General features: G+C 72.4%; 14 protein-coding genes and 1 riboswitch. Of the genes, 9 read left to right on the forward strand and 5 right to left on the reverse strand.

Translation table 11 applies throughout. The features are described from left to right. The first annotated feature begins 218 nt into the window (after positions 1 to 218). Both ACWXWW_RS13765 and ACWXWW_RS13770 read left to right on the forward strand, forming a co-directional pair. Positions 219 to 1,178 (forward strand): phosphotransferase enzyme family protein, encoded by a 960-nt coding sequence (locus tag ACWXWW_RS13765; protein ID WP_455970350.1) that lies wholly within the window; start codon positions 219 to 221, stop codon positions 1,176 to 1,178. Positions 1,179 to 1,200: 22 nt separating this feature from the next. Continuing rightward, positions 1,201 to 2,133 carry an aminotransferase class IV gene (locus tag ACWXWW_RS13770; RefSeq protein ID WP_455970352.1) on the forward strand — a complete coding sequence of 311 codons (933 nt, stop codon included), beginning with the start codon at positions 1,201 to 1,203 and terminating at the stop codon, positions 2,131 to 2,133. 25 nt (positions 2,134 to 2,158) lie between these two features. Here ACWXWW_RS13770 and ACWXWW_RS13775 read toward each other — a convergent pair whose 3' ends face one another. Further along, complete coding sequence (locus ACWXWW_RS13775; RefSeq protein ID WP_324013840.1) at positions 2,159 to 3,145, reverse strand: nuclease-related domain-containing protein; 987 nt, start codon at positions 3,143 to 3,145, stop codon at positions 2,159 to 2,161. 59 nt (positions 3,146 to 3,204) lie between these two features. Next, entirely contained in the window at positions 3,205 to 4,104 is a 900-nt protein-coding gene (locus ACWXWW_RS13780) for a LysR family transcriptional regulator (RefSeq protein ID WP_455970354.1), read from the reverse strand. 99 nt (positions 4,105 to 4,203) lie between these two features. On the opposite strand from ACWXWW_RS13780, the gene ACWXWW_RS13785 reads away from it, so the two are divergent. After that, positions 4,204 to 7,659: a bifunctional proline dehydrogenase/L-glutamate gamma-semialdehyde dehydrogenase gene (locus ACWXWW_RS13785; RefSeq protein ID WP_455970355.1), complete on the forward strand. Its 3,456-nt coding sequence runs from the start codon at positions 4,204 to 4,206 to the stop codon at positions 7,657 to 7,659. A 254-nt stretch (positions 7,660 to 7,913) separates the two neighbouring features. On the opposite strand, the gene ACWXWW_RS13790 is transcribed toward ACWXWW_RS13785, so the two are convergent. Beyond that, entirely contained in the window at positions 7,914 to 9,305 is a 1,392-nt protein-coding gene (locus tag ACWXWW_RS13790; protein WP_455970357.1) for a D-alanyl-D-alanine carboxypeptidase family protein, read from the reverse strand. Between the two features lie 65 nt (positions 9,306 to 9,370). After that, positions 9,371 to 9,481, forward strand: a riboswitch (TPP riboswitch). Here ACWXWW_RS13790 and ACWXWW_RS13795 point away from each other — a divergent pair. From ACWXWW_RS13795 to ACWXWW_RS13810, 4 genes are all read left to right on the forward strand, one after another. Continuing rightward, on the forward strand, positions 9,473 to 10,093 hold the full coding sequence (locus ACWXWW_RS13795; RefSeq protein ID WP_271174348.1) for an ECF transporter S component: 621 nt from the start codon (positions 9,473 to 9,475) through the stop codon (positions 10,091 to 10,093). Its footprint overlaps the riboswitch before it by 9 nt. 1 nt (position 10,094) lies before the next feature. Then, on the forward strand, positions 10,095 to 11,579 hold the full coding sequence (locus ACWXWW_RS13800; RefSeq protein ID WP_455970359.1) for an ABC transporter ATP-binding protein: 1,485 nt from the start codon (positions 10,095 to 10,097) through the stop codon (positions 11,577 to 11,579). After that, on the forward strand, positions 11,576 to 12,361 hold the full coding sequence (locus ACWXWW_RS13805) for an energy-coupling factor transporter transmembrane component T family protein (RefSeq protein WP_455970361.1): 786 nt from the start codon (positions 11,576 to 11,578) through the stop codon (positions 12,359 to 12,361). The genes ACWXWW_RS13800 and ACWXWW_RS13805 overlap by 4 nt, the downstream gene beginning before the upstream one ends. A gap of 64 nt (positions 12,362 to 12,425) precedes the next feature. Further along, on the forward strand, positions 12,426 to 13,424 hold the full coding sequence (locus tag ACWXWW_RS13810; RefSeq protein WP_455970363.1) for an aldo/keto reductase: 999 nt from the start codon (positions 12,426 to 12,428) through the stop codon (positions 13,422 to 13,424). 12 nt (positions 13,425 to 13,436) lie between these two features. Here ACWXWW_RS13810 and ACWXWW_RS13815 read toward each other — a convergent pair whose 3' ends face one another. Beyond that, positions 13,437 to 14,696 carry an Nramp family divalent metal transporter gene (locus tag ACWXWW_RS13815; protein WP_455970365.1) on the reverse strand — a complete coding sequence of 420 codons (1,260 nt, stop codon included), beginning with the start codon at positions 14,694 to 14,696 and terminating at the stop codon, positions 13,437 to 13,439. A 187-nt stretch (positions 14,697 to 14,883) separates the two neighbouring features. Here ACWXWW_RS13815 and ACWXWW_RS13820 point away from each other — a divergent pair, with 187 nt between their 5' ends. Continuing rightward, positions 14,884 to 15,723, forward strand: a complete 840-nt coding sequence (locus tag ACWXWW_RS13820; RefSeq protein WP_455970367.1) for an SDR family oxidoreductase — start codon at positions 14,884 to 14,886, stop codon at positions 15,721 to 15,723. A gap of 7 nt (positions 15,724 to 15,730) precedes the next feature. Here ACWXWW_RS13820 and ACWXWW_RS13825 read toward each other — a convergent pair whose 3' ends face one another. Continuing rightward, on the reverse strand, positions 15,731 to 16,456 hold the full coding sequence (locus ACWXWW_RS13825; protein ID WP_455970369.1) for a phosphotransferase: 726 nt from the start codon (positions 16,454 to 16,456) through the stop codon (positions 15,731 to 15,733). A 60-nt stretch (positions 16,457 to 16,516) separates the two neighbouring features. On the opposite strand from ACWXWW_RS13825, the gene rlmN reads away from it, so the two are divergent. Beyond that, positions 16,517 to 17,773 (forward strand): 23S rRNA (adenine(2503)-C(2))-methyltransferase RlmN, encoded by a 1,257-nt coding sequence (rlmN, locus tag ACWXWW_RS13830; RefSeq protein ID WP_324013852.1) that lies wholly within the window; start codon positions 16,517 to 16,519, stop codon positions 17,771 to 17,773. The last annotated feature ends 23 nt before the right edge of the window (positions 17,774 to 17,796 follow it).

The following is a 17,796-nucleotide window of genomic DNA, read 5'->3' on the forward strand; positions in this document are numbered from 1 at the left end:
GGTGGCACCACCACCACCTCGACACCTCCGGCTGGAACATCCACATGCACCACGGCGTGCCCTACATCGCCGCCCCCCACTGGATCGACCGACACCACCGCCACCGACCAGCACCCACCTCCCGCACCAGACTCCACGCCAAACTCACCCGCACCCTCAGATGCTGAGAACCGCACCATGACGGTCGTCCACAGATCTGCTCCCCGTAGCATCGCCGCATGACCCTGCCTGCTGGCCTGTCGATGCTGTGGGAGCAGACCTCTCCCGACGCTGCGCTTCTCGAACGGTTCGGGTTCACCGGTCTTCCCGACGCCTCGGAGTGGCTCTCGGTCACGTTGCGCGAGGTGTGGGGCATCGATCTGCACGGCGTCGGCCGTCTCGTGATCAGCGATCGCAACGCGATCGTCTGGGTGCGCAGCGGCAGCGGCCCGTTGGTCGTCAAATGGTCCTGCGCGACGGAGCAGTTCGATCGGCTGGCTGCCTCCGCCGAGATCCTCAGCTCGCTTGCGGCGCGCGGGGTCCCCGTGGCGGAACCGATCCTGACGACGGAACGTCGTGCCCGCGCGGTGCAGGACGGCCCGCGCGGTCCGCTCTCCATGGCCGTCCTCCCCGAGGTGTCGGGTGTCTGGCTCGACGCGGCTGATCTGAACGCGGTTCACGCCGCGGGGCAGTGCCTTGCTCGACTCCACGACGCCCTGGGCCGCGAAAGCGGTGACAGCGCCCTCCAGATGGACGTCGGCGACCCGCGAGCACGGATCCGAACCTGGCTCGCGCACCACGATCGACGTGTGGTTCCGGAGGCCTCCTCGCGGCTCGAAGCGCTCCTCGCCGACCTGCCTGACCTCGAGGACCCGCCCCAGCTCGTGCACAACGACTTCCGGGCCGCGAACATCCTGACCCGCGGCTCCACCGTCGCCGCCGTGCTGGACTTCGACGAGGTCGCGACCTCACATCGGGTGAACGACCTCGCGCGCGCGTCGGTGTACCTGCGCACCCGGTTCACCGACTGGCGGCCGACTTCCGAGGCGACGCGCGAGAGCCTGCGGCGCGGGTACGAGTCCGTGAGAGCCCTCGGAGAAGCGGAGCGCGCATGGCTCGAAGCTCTCATCCTCTGGCACGGGCTCATGGCCATCCCGTTCGGCAGCGATCCGTCCGAGTGGGCGGCCGCGCTCCGCTGAACCCCGGCACTAGCGTGATCCCATGAGCGATTTCGGAGTGTTCTTCGGGCGGGCCGACCAGCTCCTCGACACGTCCTTCGCGGGCGAGCCCGACATCCGCGCGATCGACCCCGCCGCCGCGAGCGTGTCCGCGTTCGACCTCGGGCTGCTCCGCGGCGACGGGGTCTTCGAGGCCACGACGATCGTCGACGACGTGCCGCTCGCCTGGCACCTCCACGTGCGGCGCCTCCTCCAGTCAGCGGCCGCGCTCGACCTGCCGGCCCCGAACGTCCGCGCACTCGACCTGTTCGTGCGCGCGGCCATCCGGCGGATGAGCCCGATCGCGCGCGCCCACATCAAGTTCGTGATCACGCGCGGGGCCGATGCGACCCTGTCGGCGGTCGATGTGCCGACGTCCCCGACCGTCTTCGCGATCATCGACCCCGGGTTCGCTCCCAAGAAGCCCGAGATCGAGGTGGCCACGCTCGAGCGCGAGCTCCTGCGCGATTCCGCTCAGCGCGCACCGTGGCTGCTTCTCGGCGCCAAGACCCTCTCGTATGCGACGAACATGGCAGCGCGCCGCGAGTACGAACGACGCGGAGCCCAGAACGGCGTCTACGTGACCCGCGACGGCTTCGTGCTCGAGGGGCCGCAGTCGTCGATCGTCCTGCGCGAGGGCGCCCGCGTCGTGACGCCGCATCCGCGGATCGGCATCCTCCACGGCACGACGCAGGTCGAGCTCTTCGCCTGGGCGTCGCTGAACGGCCTCGAGGTCGCCTACGAGGACGTCGAGGTCGAGCGGCTGCACGCGGCCGACCAGGTGTGGATGATGGGCGCATCGTTCGTGCAGTCCGTCACCGCGATCGACGGGCGCGCCATCGCGCACGATCGCGCCGCGACCGACGCGATCAACGCGTTCATGCAGACCGAGCGCGCAGCGATCGACGCCTGGACGCGCGCGCACGTCCCAGGCTGAGAAGCGCGCGCCCGTGCCCGCCCGGTCAGCTCTCGTCGGGCCCGAAGCGCGTGGCGTCGGCGCCGAGGGCGGACAGCGTCTCGAACAGGGCCGCGTCGTCTCGCCGCGTGTCGTCGTTGCCGGTCCGGCTCGCGAACGACTCGAGGCACGCGATGAGTCCGTCGGCGCCCGCGACGACCCACGTGCTCGCTCCGCCCGATGACTGGTCTCGCTGCCGGAGGTGCGCTTCGGCCCGCTCGTGCGAGTACAGCACGCAGGTGTCGAACCAGATCGGCTCCGACAGCTCCTGCTCGACGAAGCGCGAGAGCTGCTGCGCCTGACGCCGCACCTGCACGACGGGCGCCCGCTCGCCGAGATGGCGGTTCACGGTGATCGACTGCGGCGACTCGGGATCACGGCGCAGCTGCACGGCGAAGTGCTCGCCGAGGTCGTTCTCGTCGACGAGCTTGCCGAACGCCTCGTGCACGGCGGATGGCCGCACGCCGTCGAAGAGCACGCCCTGCCAGCGCTTGTTCTCGATGACGAGCCGCGCGCCGTCGAGCAGGAGCACGTGGTCGATCTGCGTGACGAAGGTCCGCGTCTCGAGCGCGTCGGAGGGCATGAACACGACGTTCGTGTGGAGGCTTCCGCGAAGACCGAGCTGCTCGCACGCGGCGAGGATGAGCCGACGCGATGCGGCCTCCCACTTCAGCCCCGTCGCGAGCGTCTCGCGCGTGCGGCGCGCCACCTCCATCGACGCCGCCGTCTCGGCGCGCAGCCGCATGGTCTCGCGCTCGTGATCGTCGGATACCGCGGCGAGCCGGCTCTCGTGCTCGGCCGCCAGCGTCGCGACCTGGTCCTCATGCGCGCGGGTCAGCTCCGCGGCGCGCGTCGCACTCGCGACCTCGATCTCCGCCACTCGACGACGTGCGCGCTCCCTGCCGCGGCGGTTCGCGATGACGAGCACCACGACCGCGATGAGGAGCACACCGCACCCCGCGCCTGCCACCCACAGCCACTGCGTCTCATCCACGACTCCAGCCCATCACATCTCGGCGTCATCCTCGTCGCGGCGTCCCGCTGAGGTGCGACTCAGGTCTCGGGGAGCGAGCGGAACGCCTCCGCGAGGGCGTCGCGGGCGATCCGGAGCCCGGGCAGACGCTGTGCCGACACGCGCGTCGAGGTGAAGATCTCGCGGTGCGGCGAGCCGGGCAGGTCCACGAGACGCGGCTCTGCCTCGTCGGCCGCGACAGCGAGACCCGGGATGAGCCCGACGGCATGCCCGGCGGCGATGAGACGGAGGTGCGCGGAGAGGTCCGTCGCCTCGTACCGGATGTCGGGCTCGAACCCCGCAGCCCGGCACTGCTGCACCGCCCACGCGCGGGCGGCTGTCCCCTCGGGCTCCATCACCCAGGCCGCCTCGCGCGCGTCGGAGAGCGACGCGATGCCGCTCGCGGGCCCCGCGGCGAAGCGGATCGGGTCGCGGCCGAGCAGCTCGCGGTCGAGCCCGGCGCGATGCGGCCGCGTATGGCCCGGGTACTGCTCGGCCATCGCGAGATCGAAGCCCCCGGCCTCGGTCTCGAAGAGGCCGTGCTCGGGAGGGGTGACGATCACCTCGACGCGCAGCGCGGGGAGGGCGTCGCGAAGGGCGTCGAGCATGCGGGGGATGAGCGTGCGCGCGCTCGTCTGGAGCGCCGCGATCCGCAGCGGCGCCGCGTCGGGCGCCAGGGCCGCGAGCTCGCCGCGCAGCGCCTCCTCGGCAGCGAGCAGCTGGGCGGCGTGGAGGGCGACCGCCTCGCCCGCTGCCGTCAGGCGCAGACCTCGCCCCTCCGGCTCGAGGAGGGGGAGGCCGACCTCCCTCTCGAGCTGCTGCAGCTGATGCGACACGGTCGATGCGCTGTAGCTGCGCGCGGCCGCGACGGCCGAGACGGTGCCGCGCATCCGGAGCTCGTGCAGGAGCAGGAGACCGCGGCTGTTCCAGGGAGTCGCCATCGTTCGAGAATATCGAAAGGTCATGCGCGAAAACGTGCGCTTTTGCCGGATGGTGGACGGTCGCACAATGAGAGCGATCCTCTCGAGAAAGACCTCGCCATGACCATCGCACCCCCGTCATCCGCTCACGAGGCGGCACACGTCCCCGGCATCGACCCGCAGCTCGCGGAGGAGGCGATCGCGCTCGTCCGCACCTGGCTGCGCGAGGCGCGCGACGAGAAGGTCGACGCAGCCGCGAAGAACCTCGCCGGCGTCCTCCGCGACCCCAACGGCCTGGCATTCACCGTCGGCTTCGTCGACGGCGTCGTGCGCCCCGAGGACACGGGCGTCGCCGCGCGCTGTCTCGCCGGCCTCGTGCCGCTCATCCCGCGCTTCCTGCCGGCCCCGCTGCGCGGGCTCATCCGTCTCGGCGGCGCGCTCGCGCCCGTCCTCCCGAGCGTCGTCGTGCCCGCGAGCCGCGCCGTCCTGCGCCGGATGGTCCGGCACCTCATCGTCGACGCGCGCGACGAGAAGCTCGGATCGACGCTCGCGCGCCTGCGCGGCGAGGGCATCCGCCTCAACGTGAACCTCCTCGGCGAGGCCATCCTCGGCCAGCGCGAGGCCGATAAGCGCCTCGCCGGAACCCGACGCCTCATCGAGCGCGACGACGTCGACTACGTGTCGATCAAGGTGTCCTCGACCGTCGCGCCGCACAGCCCGTGGGCGTTCGACGAGGCCGTCGACCACGCCGTCGCCGCACTTGCGCCGCTCTACACGGCCGCTCGCGCGAACAGCACGTTCATCAACCTCGACATGGAGGAGTTCAAGGACCTCGACCTCACGCTCGCGGTGTTCATGCGCCTTCTCGAGCGCCCGGAGTTCCACGACGTCGAGGCCGGCATCGTCCTCCAGGCATACCTCCCCGACGCGCTCGGCGCGATGATGCGCCTTCAGGAATGGGCGAGTGGTCGCGTCGCGCGAGGCGGCGCCCCGATCAAGGTCCGCGTCGTGAAGGGCGCGAACCTCCCCATGGAGCAGGTCGACGCGGAGACCCACGGCTGGCCGCTCGCGACCTGGCCGAGCAAGCAGCACAGCGACGCGTCGTACAAGGCCGTGCTCGACTACGCGCTGCACCCCGAGCGCGTGCGATCGGTGCGCATCGGCGTCGCGGGCCACAACCTCTTCGACATCGCGCTCGCGTGGCTGCTCGCGAAGCGCCGCGGCATCGCCGACGGCCCGGGCCTCGAGTTCGAGATGCTCCTCGGGATGGCCACGGCTCAGGCCGCGGTCGTGCGCCGCGAGGTCGGGTCGCTCCTCCTCTACACGCCGGTCGTGCACCCCGACGAGTTCGACGTCGCGATCGCGTACCTCATCCGCCGCCTCGAGGAGGGCGCGAGCCCGGAGAACTTCATGTCGGCCGTGTTCGACCTCGACGCCGATCCCGCCCTGTTCGCGCGCGAGCGCGACCGCTTCCTCGCGTCGATCGACCTCATGCCGAGCGACGTGCCCCCGTCCAACCGGGTGCAGGATCGCCGTGAGCCGCAGCCCGAGGGTCCGCGCGACGGCTTCCGCAACGCGCCCGACAGCGACCCGAGCATCGCCGGCAACCGGGCCTGGGCCGCGGAGATCCGCGCCCGCATGGCGGCGTCGACCCTGGGCGAGGAGACGCTCGCCGCGCACACGCTCCGCGCGCTCGAGGAGGTCGACGCCGTCGTCGACGGCGCGGTCGCGGCGGGCGAGGGATGGCGCGCGCTCGCCCCCGAGGAGCGCGCGGCGATCCTGCATCGCGCGGGCGACATCCTCGAGGCCCGGCGCGCCGAGCTGCTCGAGGTCATGGGGTCCGAGTGCGGCAAGGTCATCGAGCAGGGTGACCCCGAGGTCTCCGAGGCGGTCGACTTCGCGCACTACTACGCCGAGAGCGCCCTGCGGCTCGCCGAGGTCGACGGGGCCGTGTTCGAGCCCGTCCGGCTCACCGTCGTGACGCCGCCCTGGAACTTCCCCGTGGCCATCCCCGCAGGCTCGACCCTCGCCGCGCTCGCCGCAGGGTCGCCGGTGATCCTCAAGCCGGCGTCGCAGGCGCGACGCTGCGGCGCCGTGCTCGCCGAGGCGCTGTGGGAGGCGGGCGTCCCGCGTGACGTGCTGCGTCTCGCGCGGGTCGAGGAGAACGAGCTGGGGCGCCGGCTCGTGTCGCACGAGCGCGTCGAGCGCGTCATCCTCACCGGCGCGTACGAGACCGCCGAGCTCTTCCGGTCGTTCCGGCGCGACCTCCCGCTCCTCGCCGAGACGAGCGGTAAGAACGCGATCATCGTCACCCCGTCGGCGGACCTCGACCTCGCCGCGAAGGACGTCGCGTACTCGGCGTTCGGCCACGCCGGCCAGAAGTGCTCGGCGGCGTCGCTCGTCATCCTCGTGGGATCGGTCGCCCGCAGCGAGCGGTTCCGCCGCCAGCTCGTGGACGCGGTCGAGGGCTACGAGGTGGGCATGCCGTGGCAGGCCGCCGCCCGGATCGGCCCTCTCATCGGCCCCGCTGAGGGCAAGCTCCGCCGCGCCCTCACCGAGCTCGAGCCCGGTCAGACGTGGGTGCGCGAGCCGAAGCAGCTCGACGACGCCGGCGCCCTGTGGACGCCAGGCATCCGCGACGGCGTGCAGCCCGGCAGCGAGTTCCACCTCACGGAGTACTTCGGCCCGGTGCTGGGCATCATGACCGCCGAGACCCTCGACGAGGCGATCGACCTCGTGCGCGCCGTCGACTACGGCCTCACGTCGGGGTTGCACGCCCTCGACGAGGACGAGATCGCCCGGTGGCTCTCGCGCATCGACGTCGGCAACGCCTACGTGAACCGCGGCACGACCGGCGCGATCGTCGAGCGCCAGCCGTTCGGCGGCTGGAAGAAGTCGGCGGTCGGCGCCGGGACGAAGGCCGGCGGCCCGAGCTACCTCTTCGGGCTCGGCACCTGGACGGATGCGCCCGTCGTGACGGCGAGCAGGGCGGATGGCGCGGCGCGGCGCGCGGTCGAGGCGCTCGGCGCCGCGGATGGCGCGGAGTGGCTCGAGAAGGCGCTCGCAACCGACGTCGTCGCGTTCGCGGAGGAGTTCGGCGTCGCACGGGATGTGCAGGGCCTCCGGCTCGAGCAGAACGTGCTCCGGTACGCGCCGGTTCCCGTGACGATCCGCTTCGACGGACGCCCGCCGGCGGAGCTCGTGCGCGTGGCGGCAGCGGGGCTGCGTGTCGGCGCCGAGCTCGTCGTGAGCACGCCGACTGCTCTTCCCGAGCGGGTCGCGACGTGGCTGACGGACGCGGGCGTCGAGGTGACGTTCGAGGATGCGGAGGCGTGGGCGGCCCGCGCGGCGCGCCTCGCCCAGACGGGCGGGCGCATCCGCCTCCTCGGCGGTGCGCTCGCCGACGTCGTGGCGGCGACGGACGGCGCGCCCAACGTCGCCGTGTACGACGGTCCTGTGACGTCGGCCGGCCGCGTGGAGATGCTGCCGTTCCTGCACGAGCAGGCGGTGTCGATCACCGCGCACCGGTTCGGCAACGAGCGGCGGTACGTCGTTCCCGGTCTCGCCGACGCCTGATCAGAGGGCGGGCCGCTCCCTCCCGGGGCGGTCCGCCTCTGTCACCCCGTCCGTCCGCGCCTCGCCCGATCTGCATGTCGCCCGCCCCGCAGGTCGCCCGCTCTGGATGCCGCCCGATCTGCATGTCTCACTCCCGGCGGGATAGGGAGGCCGAATCCCGCGCTGAGTGAGACATGCTCGGCCGGCCTCCCGCGCCGAGCGAGACATGCTCGGTCGTCTGGCCGCGCCGAGCGAGACATGCTTGGTCGGTCGGGTCAGTCGAGGCCGAACAGCGACAGCGGGTGCGTGAGCCTCCACCAGAAGGAGGGCGGGGGCACGTCGTCGGTGAGGGTGAGCGCGACGCTCGTGTCGTCCATCCCGCCCTGCACGGCCAGCGTGCCGACCTCGTCGCCGGCTTCGGCTCCGAGCTCGACCTCGTACGACGGATCGGTGGATGGCGCGACGCCCTGCCACGAGATCACCTGGGCCTCGTCGGCGGTCACGATCGTGCTCTGCGCGCCCCACTCGGTCCTGACGTGCGCGACGGGCACCTCGGCGGCGACCGCGGTCGTCAGCTGCATGCCCTCCTCGAGCTGCGCGAGGAGCTCGCGGCTCACGATCGCGCGGCTGTCGTCGTCGGGCTGGCCGACGACCGCGGCGTAGAGCGTCACGCTCGTCTGGCCGATCGTGACCTCCTTCGCGGACAGGAGGTTCCAGTACTGCGTGCCCGTCGACCACAGCGAGCCGGTCTTCAGGCCGACCACGCCCTCGTCCCCGATGAGCGGGTTCGAGTTCTCGACGAGCCCCGCTCCCGGGAGCACGACGGAGTCCTCGGCCATGATGCTCGCGAGGACCGGATCCTCGAGCGCGATCTCGGCGAGGCGGATGAGCGAGCGCGCGTCGGCGGTGTTCGCCGGGTCGATGCCGCTCGGGTCGGCGACCGTGATGCCCGTGAGCTCGTGCTGCGCGAGCCAGGCCTGCGCGTCGGCGAGCCAGGCCTCCTGCGTGCCCCACAGCTCGAGGACGAGTCGGTCGACGTAGTTGTTCGCCGAGCCGAGCATGACGCCCTGCAGCATCTCGTGCAGCGTGAGCGTGCCGCCCACGGGGACATCGAGCGACGACTCATCGGCCGTGAGATAGGCCCAGTACTCGTCGCTGTCGGCCTGCGTGAAGGCGTAGGACGGCCCATCCTGACCCAGCTCGAGGCCCTCGCGCTCGATGATCATGAGCGCGGTGATGATCTTCGTGATGCTCGCCATCGGCAGCGCCTCGTCGCTCGAGGCGATCGGGCCGCCGGGGCCGCCCTCCGCCGCGAGCGCGGCGATGCCGTCCTCCGGCCAGGTGACGGGGAACTCCTCGCCGATCGGCGTCTCGACGGTGAGATCCGAGATGGTGGGGGCGACGTTCGCGAGCGGCCACACCGCGCAGGATGCGACGTAGCCGAGGGCGAGCACCCCGAGGGTGACCGTCGGCCCGAGCCAGAACCGGCGGCGCGTGCGCGGCGGAAGGAGCGATGGCTCGACGGGCACGAGGCGGCTCGTGGGGAGCGCGCCCGCCGTGCGCGAGGCGGCGACGGCGTCGGGGTCGACCCAGCCGAGCGCCGTGAGCGCCGCAGCGGCGTCCTGCGACGGCGCGGTCTCCGCCGCAGGGATGTCGTCGATTGCCACCCGCATACGGTACCCGCTGCTCCTGCGAAGACGGGAAGCGGCTCGTGGGATGCGAGTAGAATCAGCCCACATCACACGGGAGTCCGCCGAGCCGGACTGAGAGGACGCGAGCCGCGCGTCGACCGTCGAACCTGATCCGGGTCATGCCGGCGAAGGAAGGAGAACGAATGTCCACGTCCGTTTCCGCAGGACAGACCGCGACCGGACGCCGCTTCACGTGGCGGGTCGTCGACATCGTCGTCGCGAGCGTGATCGGCGTCGCGTGCGCGGTCGTGTTCCTCGTCTGGAACATCGCCTACGAGCTGCCGAGCACGCTGCTCAGCCCGCTCCTGCCCGGGCTCGGCGGCCTCGTCGCCGGCCCGTGGCTCATCGCGGGCGTGATCGGCGGACTCGTCGTCCGCAAGCCGGGCGCCGCGCTCTACACCGAGCTGCTCGCCGCCGTGATCTCGGCGCTCGTCGGCAACCAGTGGGGTCCGCTCACGATCGTCTCGGGCCTCGTGCAGGGCCTCGGCGCCGAGATCGTCCTCGCGATCTTCCTGTACCGCGCCTTCGGTCCCGTCGTCGCGGCGCTCGCGGGCGCTGCGGCGGGCCTCGCCTGCGGCATCAACGACATCGTCAACTGGTACGCGGGGGCTGACGCGGCCTTCACGGCCATCTACATCGCGTCGACGACGCTGTCGGGCGCCGTCATCGCCGGCCTCGGCGGCTGGGCGATCGTGCGCGCACTCGCGGCGACCGGAGCGCTCAGCCGCTTCGCCGCGGGGCGCGACGTCGCGCGACGCGTCTGACGTGACGGCGGCGGAGACCCGCCCCTGCGGCATCCTCGCCGAGGGGTGGGGATGGCGGTACGGCACGCGCCTGGCATGGGCGGCCCAGGACGTCACGCTGTCGATCCGGCCCGGGGAGCGCGTGCTGCTTCTCGGAGCGAGCGGATCGGGCAAGTCGACCGTGCTGCAGGCGCTCGCCGGCGTGCTCGGCGGGGAGGACGAGGGAGAGCAGGCGGGCCGTCTCCTCGTCGACGGCGCGCCGCCGGAGGCCGCACGCGGACGGACCGGGCTCGTGCAGCAGGACCCCGACGCACAGGCCGTGCTCGCGCGCGTCGGGGACGACGTCGCGTTCGGGTGCGAGAACCTCGGCGTCCCGCACGACGAGATCTGGTCGCGCGTGCAGGAGGCGCTCGCGATCGTCGGCCTCGACGTGCCGCTCGACCGCTCGACGTCCGCCCTGTCGGGCGGGCAGAAGCAGCGCCTCGCCCTCGCCGGTGCGCTCGCCATGCGCCCCGGGCTCCTGCTGCTCGACGAGCCGACCGCGAACCTCGATCCCGAGGGTGTCGTCGAGGTGCGCGACGCGGTGTCGCGCGTCGTCGCGCACACGGGCGCCACGCTCGTCGTCGTCGAGCACCGGGTCGACGTGTGGCTTCCCGTCGTCGATCGCGTGATCGTCCTCGGCGACGGGCAGCAGGGCGTCGTCGCGGACGGGACGCCCGAGGTCGTCCTCGCCCGACGTGGCGCCGAGCTCGCGTCGGGCGGCGTGTGGGTGCCGGGCATCCCGCCGCGTCGCCCCGGCTCGCCGCGCCACGCGCCGGGCGCTCCTCTCCTCGCTGCGGAAGCGCTGCAGGTGGGGCGCCTGCGCGACACGGCCGTGGCCGGCCCCGTCGACCTGGAGGTGCGCCCCGGCGAGGTGCTCGGCATCACCGGCCGCAACGGCGCGGGGAAGTCGACCCTCGCGCGCACGGTCGCAGGGCTCCTGCCGCCGGTCGATGGCCGAGTGGCGGCGGCACCCGAACTCGCGGCAGGGGCGGGCCCCGCGCCCATCCGATGGCGCTCGCGCGAGCTCCTCACCCGGATCGGCACCGTGCTGCAGTCGCCCGATCACCAGCTCCTCGCGAACACGGTGCGCGCCGAGCTCGAGGTGGGCATGCGCGCGCTCCGAGTGCCCGACGCGGAGATCTCGGCGCGCGGGGAGGAGCTCCTCGCCGCGCTGCGCCTCGCGCACCTCGCGGACGCCAACCCCCATACCCTCTCGGGCGGCGAGAAGCGCCGCCTCACGGTCGCGGCCATGCTCGCGACCCGGCCGCGCGTCTGCGTCCTCGACGAGCCGACGTTCGGCCAGGACGCGACGACGTGGGCCGAGCTCGTCGACATCATCGCCCGGCTGCGCGACGGAGCAGACGCCGCTCCGTCGGCGGTCGTCGCCGTGACGCACGACGCCGACGTCCTCACGGCCCTCGAGGCGCGCGTCCACCGCCTCGACGGAGCGGGGGTGCTCGGATGATCCCAGCGCCGCCCATCCCTCGGGGCCCGCTCGCGCACGTGAACCCGGTCGCGAAGCTCGGCGCCGCGCTCCTCATCGCGTTCCCGCTCATCCTCACGATCGACGTCGTCTCGGCGGCGGTCGCGCTCCTCCTCGAGATCCCGCTGCTCCTCGCCGCCGGCGTCGACGCGCGCACGTTCTGGCGCCGCACCGCGCCCGTCTGGATCGCGGCGCCGCTCGCCGCCGTGACGATCGCGCTGTACGGCGAGCCCAGCGGCACCGTCCACTTCGAGTGGCTGCTCGTGCGCGTGAGCGACGGATCGCTCGCCCTCGCCGCCGCGACGTGCCTGCGCATCCTCGCGCTCGCGCTGCCCGGCGTCGTCCTCTTCGCGACCGTCGATCCGACGGATCTCGCGGATGGTCTCGCGCAGCGCGTGCGGCTCCCGGCGCGGTTCGTGCTCGGTGCGCTCGGCGGCATGCGCCTGGTCGGGCTCCTCTTCGACGACTGGCGCGAGCTCGAGCTGGCCCGTCGTGCGCGCGGCGTCGCCGATACCCGCCGTGTGCGCCGCGTCCTCGGGATGGCCTTCGCCCTCGTCGTCCTCGCCCTGCGTCGCGGGGCGACCCTCGCGACCTCGATGGAGGCGCGCGGCTTCGGGAGCGACCGCGCCCGGACGTGGGCGCGCCGCTCGCCCTGGGGCGCGCGCGAGTGGATGCTCCTCGCGATCGGCCTCGGCATCTCGCTCACCGCGGTTGCCGTCGCGATCGCGACGGGCGCGTGGAACTTCATCCTCGGCCCGAGCTGAGCCCGGTGTCGTCGGGGCGGGCATAATCGGACGCGGCTCGACAACCCACGACGCGGAGGCGGACATGGAGCACAGGACACTCGGACGAACCGGACGCGACGTCTCCGTCGTGGGACTCGGCACGTGGCAGCTCGGCGCCGACTGGGGCGACGTGTCGGAGGCCGACGCGCTCGGCGTGCTCGCGGCGGCGACGGAGGGCGGCGTGACGTTCTTCGACACCGCCGACGTCTACGGCGACGGCCGCAGCGAGCAGATCATCGGCCGCTTCCTCGACGAGCGCGGTCTGCGGGACGACATCACGGTCGCGACGAAGATGGGCCGTCGCGTCGATCAGGTGCCCGAGAACTACACGCTCGAGAACTTCCGGGCGTGGACCGACCGGTCGCGCGCCAACCTCGGCGTCGACACTCTCGATCTCGTCCAGCTGCACTGCCCGCCGTCGTCGGTGTACGCCGACGACGCGGTCTTCGACGCGCTCGACGTGCTCGTGGACGAGGGGGCGATCGCCCACTACGGCGTGAGCGTCGAGACCGTCGCGGAGGCGCTCACGGCGATCGCGCGGCCGAACGTCGCGACCGTGCAGATCATCGTGAACGCCTTCCGCCTCAAGCCGCTCGACGAGGTGCTCCCCGCGGCGCAGGAGGCCGGGGTCGGGATCATCGCCCGGGTGCCGCTCGCGTCGGGTCTCCTGTCAGGGCGGTACGACGAGACGACCTCGTTCGCGGCGAACGACCACCGCACATACAACCGCTCGGGCGAGGCCTTCGACGTGGGCGAGACCTTCTCCGGCGTCGACTACGCGACCGGCGTCCAGGCCGCGCGCGAGTTCAGCGCGCTCGTCGCCGAGCAGGCACCCGAGGGTGTCTCGCCCGCGCAGGCGGCGATCGCGTGGCTGTGGCAGCAGCCGGGCGTGAGCAGCGTCATCCCCGGCGCCCGCTCGATCGCCCAGGCGCGGAGCAACGCGGCCGCGGGCTCCGTCTCCCCGCTCGGCGAGGCGTTCGAGGCCGGCGTGCGCCGGATCTACGACGCCCGCCTGCGCGAGGCCATCCACCCGCGCTGGTGAGGCGGCGCGGGCTCAGCCCGCGATGACCGTCGCGATCGCGTTCCAGGCCTGGTACACCCCGAGCACGATGAAGAGCACGGCCGTGATGCCGAGCGCGACGTTGTGGTGCCAGCGGTTGCGGAACGCCGTCGGCACGCGATCGGTGTTGAGGATGGGCAGGAGCGTGATCGCGAGGAAGGGCATGAAGAGCGCGCCGAGGAATCCGTAGAGCAGCACGAGGAAGATCGGCTGGTCGAGGAACAGCATGAGCATGGGCGGGAACGTCAGCCACAGCACGTAGACGCGGAACCACTTGCCGTGTCCGCGGGAGTCGGCGTGATCGGAGCCCTTGCCGGTGATGTTGCCCATGAAGTCGGCGAACATGAGCGAGACGCCGTTCCAGACGCCGAGCAGCGACGAGAAGCCCGCGGCCCAGAAGCCGACCAGGAACCACACGCCGATGAAGTCGCCGTAGCGCTCGCGCAGGACGGCGTCGAGCTCGAGAAGGCCCTGGTCGCCGGACGCCAGCGCCACGCCCGCCGCCTGCACGACCTCGACCCCGACGATGAGCATCGAGATCACGAAGATGCCGGTCACGACATACGCGACCGTGTTGTCGATGCGCATGACGCGGAGGAAGCGGGGCTTGTCCCACCCCTTCTCGCGCAGCCAGTAGCCGTACGCCGCGAGCGTGATCGTGCCGCCGACCCCGCCGGCGAGCGCGAGCGTGTAGAAGATGCCGTTCGGGGCATCCGGCAGGAGAGGGACGAGGCCGGTGAGCACCTGGAAGACGTTGGGCGCCGCGATGATCGCGAGGATCACGATCGTCACGAACATGAGGCCGACGAGCGCGGCCGTGATGCGCTCGAAGAAGCGGTACTTGCCGAACCAGATGAGGACGAAGCCGGCGAGCCCCATCGCGACCGCCCACATCCAGGTCTCGCCGCCGAACAGCGCGACGAGCGGGAGCGCGGTCGAGCTCATGGCCGACGCCGCGTACACGAAGCCCCAGATGACGATGTACGGGGCGAAGTACCACACGGGCCAGCGCCCGAGGGAGCGCCACCCCTCGAAGATCGTGCGGCCGGTGGCGACCGTGTACCGCCCCGCGCCCTCGACGAGCACGATCTTGAGGATCACGCCGAGGACCACGGCCCACAGGAGCATGTAGCCGTAGTTCGAGCCCGCGACGAGGGTCGCGACCATGTCGGCCGAGCCCACGCCGGTCGCCGCGACGACCAGGCCGGGGCCGATCACCTTCCACTTCGGGGTCTGCTCAGGTGACGTCGACATGCGAACCTCCTCGTCTCGCGGCGCGGCGCGGCCCGCGCACTCCGACGCTATCGGGCGATCGCGGCCGATCGGCGGATCCGCTCCGGGATTGTGCGCATCCGATAACGCCTTCGCCCGTCGGTGCCGCGCCGGGGCAGGATGGATCCGCGCGCGCCCGCGCGCCACGTGCACGTTCGAAGGAGAGCGGATGATCCAGGACGGTTCCCTCGCAGGGCGGACGATCCTCATGTCGGGCGGGAGCCGCGGCATCGGACTCGCGATCGCGCTGCGCGCCGCGCGCGACGGCGCCAACGTCGCGCTGCTGGCGAAGACCGACACCCCGCACCCGCGGCTCGAGGGCACGGTGCACACGGCGGCGGATGCCATCCGCGCCGCGGGCGGGCAGGCCCTCGCGATCGTCGGCGACGTGCGCGACGACGACGCGATCGCGCAGGCCGTCATGGAGACCGTCGGGACGTTCGGGGGCATCGACGCCGTCGTCAACAACGCGAGCGTGATCGACCTCTCCGGCTCGGAGGACCTCGCGGCGAAGAAGTACGACCTCATGCAGGACGTCAACGTTCGAGGGACGTTCATGCTGAGCCGGGCCGCCATCCCCGTCCTGCGCGAGAGCGGCAATCCGCACATCCTGTCGCTCTCGCCGCCGCTCACCGTCACGCCGCGATGGCTCGGGGCTCATCCCGGCTACAGCATCGCCAAGTTCGGGATGACCATGGCGACCCTCGGGCTCGCCGCCGAGTTCGCGGACGCGGGGATCGCCGCGAACGCGCTGTGGCCGAAGACGCTCATCGCGACCGCGGCGGTGCGCAACGTCATCGGCGGCGACGCGATGATGGCGCGCAGCCGGACGCCGGAGATCTATGCCGACGCCGCGCACGTCGTGCTCACGCAGCCCGCGCGCGCGTACTCCGGCCAGACGCTCATCGTCGAGGACGTGCTCGCCGACGCCGGCGTGACCGACCTCTCGGGCTACGCGGCCGTGCCCGGGACGCCCGACGAGGACCTCATCCCCGACGTCTTCCTCTAGCCGTGGCTCACGTGGCGTTCCACAGATCGCGGTAGTACGCCATCCGCTCGCGGTCGGGCGCGACGCCGTAGGACTCGACGAGCGCGTCCTCCCAGCCGGGGCCGTAGTTCCACTCGGTGCTCATGGCGGCCACCGCGATGTCGGCCCAGCGGTCGGCGACGCCGAGCGCGCCGAAATCCACGTGACCCGCCCATCGGCCCGCGTCGTCGACGAGGGTGTTCGGGCAGCAGGCGTCTCCGTGGCAGACGACGAGCCGGTCGACGGGCGGCGCGGCCTGGAGGGCGTCGGGCACGCGGATGCCGCGGCGCGCGGCGTTGGACACACGGTCGGGCACCTGCCACGACCAGGGGCACTCGGCGACGGGGAGCGCCTCGTGCAGCGCCCGCAGGCCCTCGCCCACGGCGCGCACGGCTGTCGCGGGGTCGGCGAGCCACCGCGGTGCGACCGCGCTCCGCCCCGGGAGCGCGCGCGTCACCATCCACTCGTGCGCGCCATCCGATCCGTGCGCGATCACCTCGGGAACCCGAGCCCACCGCACCGCCCACGCGAGCCGCTCGGCCTCGTCAGCCATCGACGTCTCGAGGTCGAGCGGGCCCCACTTGATGTACCGCCCGTCGTCGGTTCGGAAGGTGAGACCGCCGAGCTCGTTCCGCCAGGCGGGCTCGAGCCGCGCGGGCCCCGCGAGGGCGCGCACGCGGTCCGGCACGGCGATGTCGTCGACGGGGATGCTCATGCAGCCATCCTGCCCTGCCGGAACCAGCGGCTTCGCAGGGCGGGGCTCTACCCTGGAGGAATGACCGAGCGCCCCGAGAGCACGACGACACGCCCGACGAGCACCGGCGTGCGGCAGGTGCGCCCGCGCACGGAGGGGTGGCAGCAGCAGAAGGACGAGAGCGGGCGCCCGCTCCTGCAGTTCGCGAGCCCGAAGCGGGGCAAGCCGCCCGTGCACCTCGCCGACCTCACGCCCGAGGAGCGCGTCGCCAAGGTCAAGGAGCTCGGCCTCCCCGGCTTCCGGGCGAAGCAGCTCGCGAAGCACTACTTCACGCACTACACGAGCGACCCCGCCGCGATGACGGACCTCCCCGCGGAAGGGCGCGAGGAGCTCGTCGCGGGGCTCCTGCCGCCGCTCCTGACCGAGGTGCGCCGCCTGCAGACCGACGGCGGCGACACGATCAAGTTCCTCTGGAGGCTGCACGACGGAGCGCTCGTCGAGTCGGTGCTCATGCGCTACCCCGGGCGCATCACGCTGTGCGTGTCGTCGCAGGCCGGCTGCGGCATGAACTGCCCGTTCTGCGCGACGGGGCAGGCGGGTCTCACGCGCAACATGTCGGCGGCCGAGATCGTCGACCAGATCGTGCGCGCGAACCAGGTCATCGCGTCGGGCGAGCTGGGCGGCAAGAAGGCCGACGACCACAGCGCCGAGCGCGTCTCGAACATCGTCTTCATGGGGATGGGCGAGCCGCTCGCGAACTACGCGCGCGTCATGCAGGCGGTTCGGGTCATGGTCGACAAGAAGGAGGGCCTCGGCATGAGCGCCCGCGGCATCACGGTGTCGACCGTGGGGCTGGTCCCGGCCATCCGCAAGCTCGCGGCCGAGGACATCCCCGTCACGTTCGCGCTGTCGCTGCACGCGCCCGACGACGAGCTGCGCGACGAGCTCATCCCCGTCAACTCGCGCTGGAAGGTCGACGAGGCGCTCGATGCCGCGCGCGCCTACTTCGACGCGACCGGACGCCGCGTCTCGATCGAATACGCCCTCATCCGCGACATGAACGACCACGCGTGGCGCGCCGACCTCCTCGCCGAGAAGCTCAACGCGCGCGGCAAGGGATGGGTGCACGTGAACCCCATCCCGTTGAACCCGACGCCGGGTTCGGTGTGGGACGCGTCGGAGCGCTCGGTGCAGATGGAGTTCGTCCGCCGCCTCAACGATGCGGGCGTGCCCACGACCATCCGCGACACCCGGGGCAAGGAGATCGACGGCGCGTGCGGTCAGCTCGCGGCGGACGATCCTGAGCCGCGAAGCGGCTCGCCCGTCGCCGCGGGTTGAGCGAGCGAAGCGAGACGAAACCG

It is taken from the genome of Microbacterium sp. KNMS (assembly GCF_053851835.1).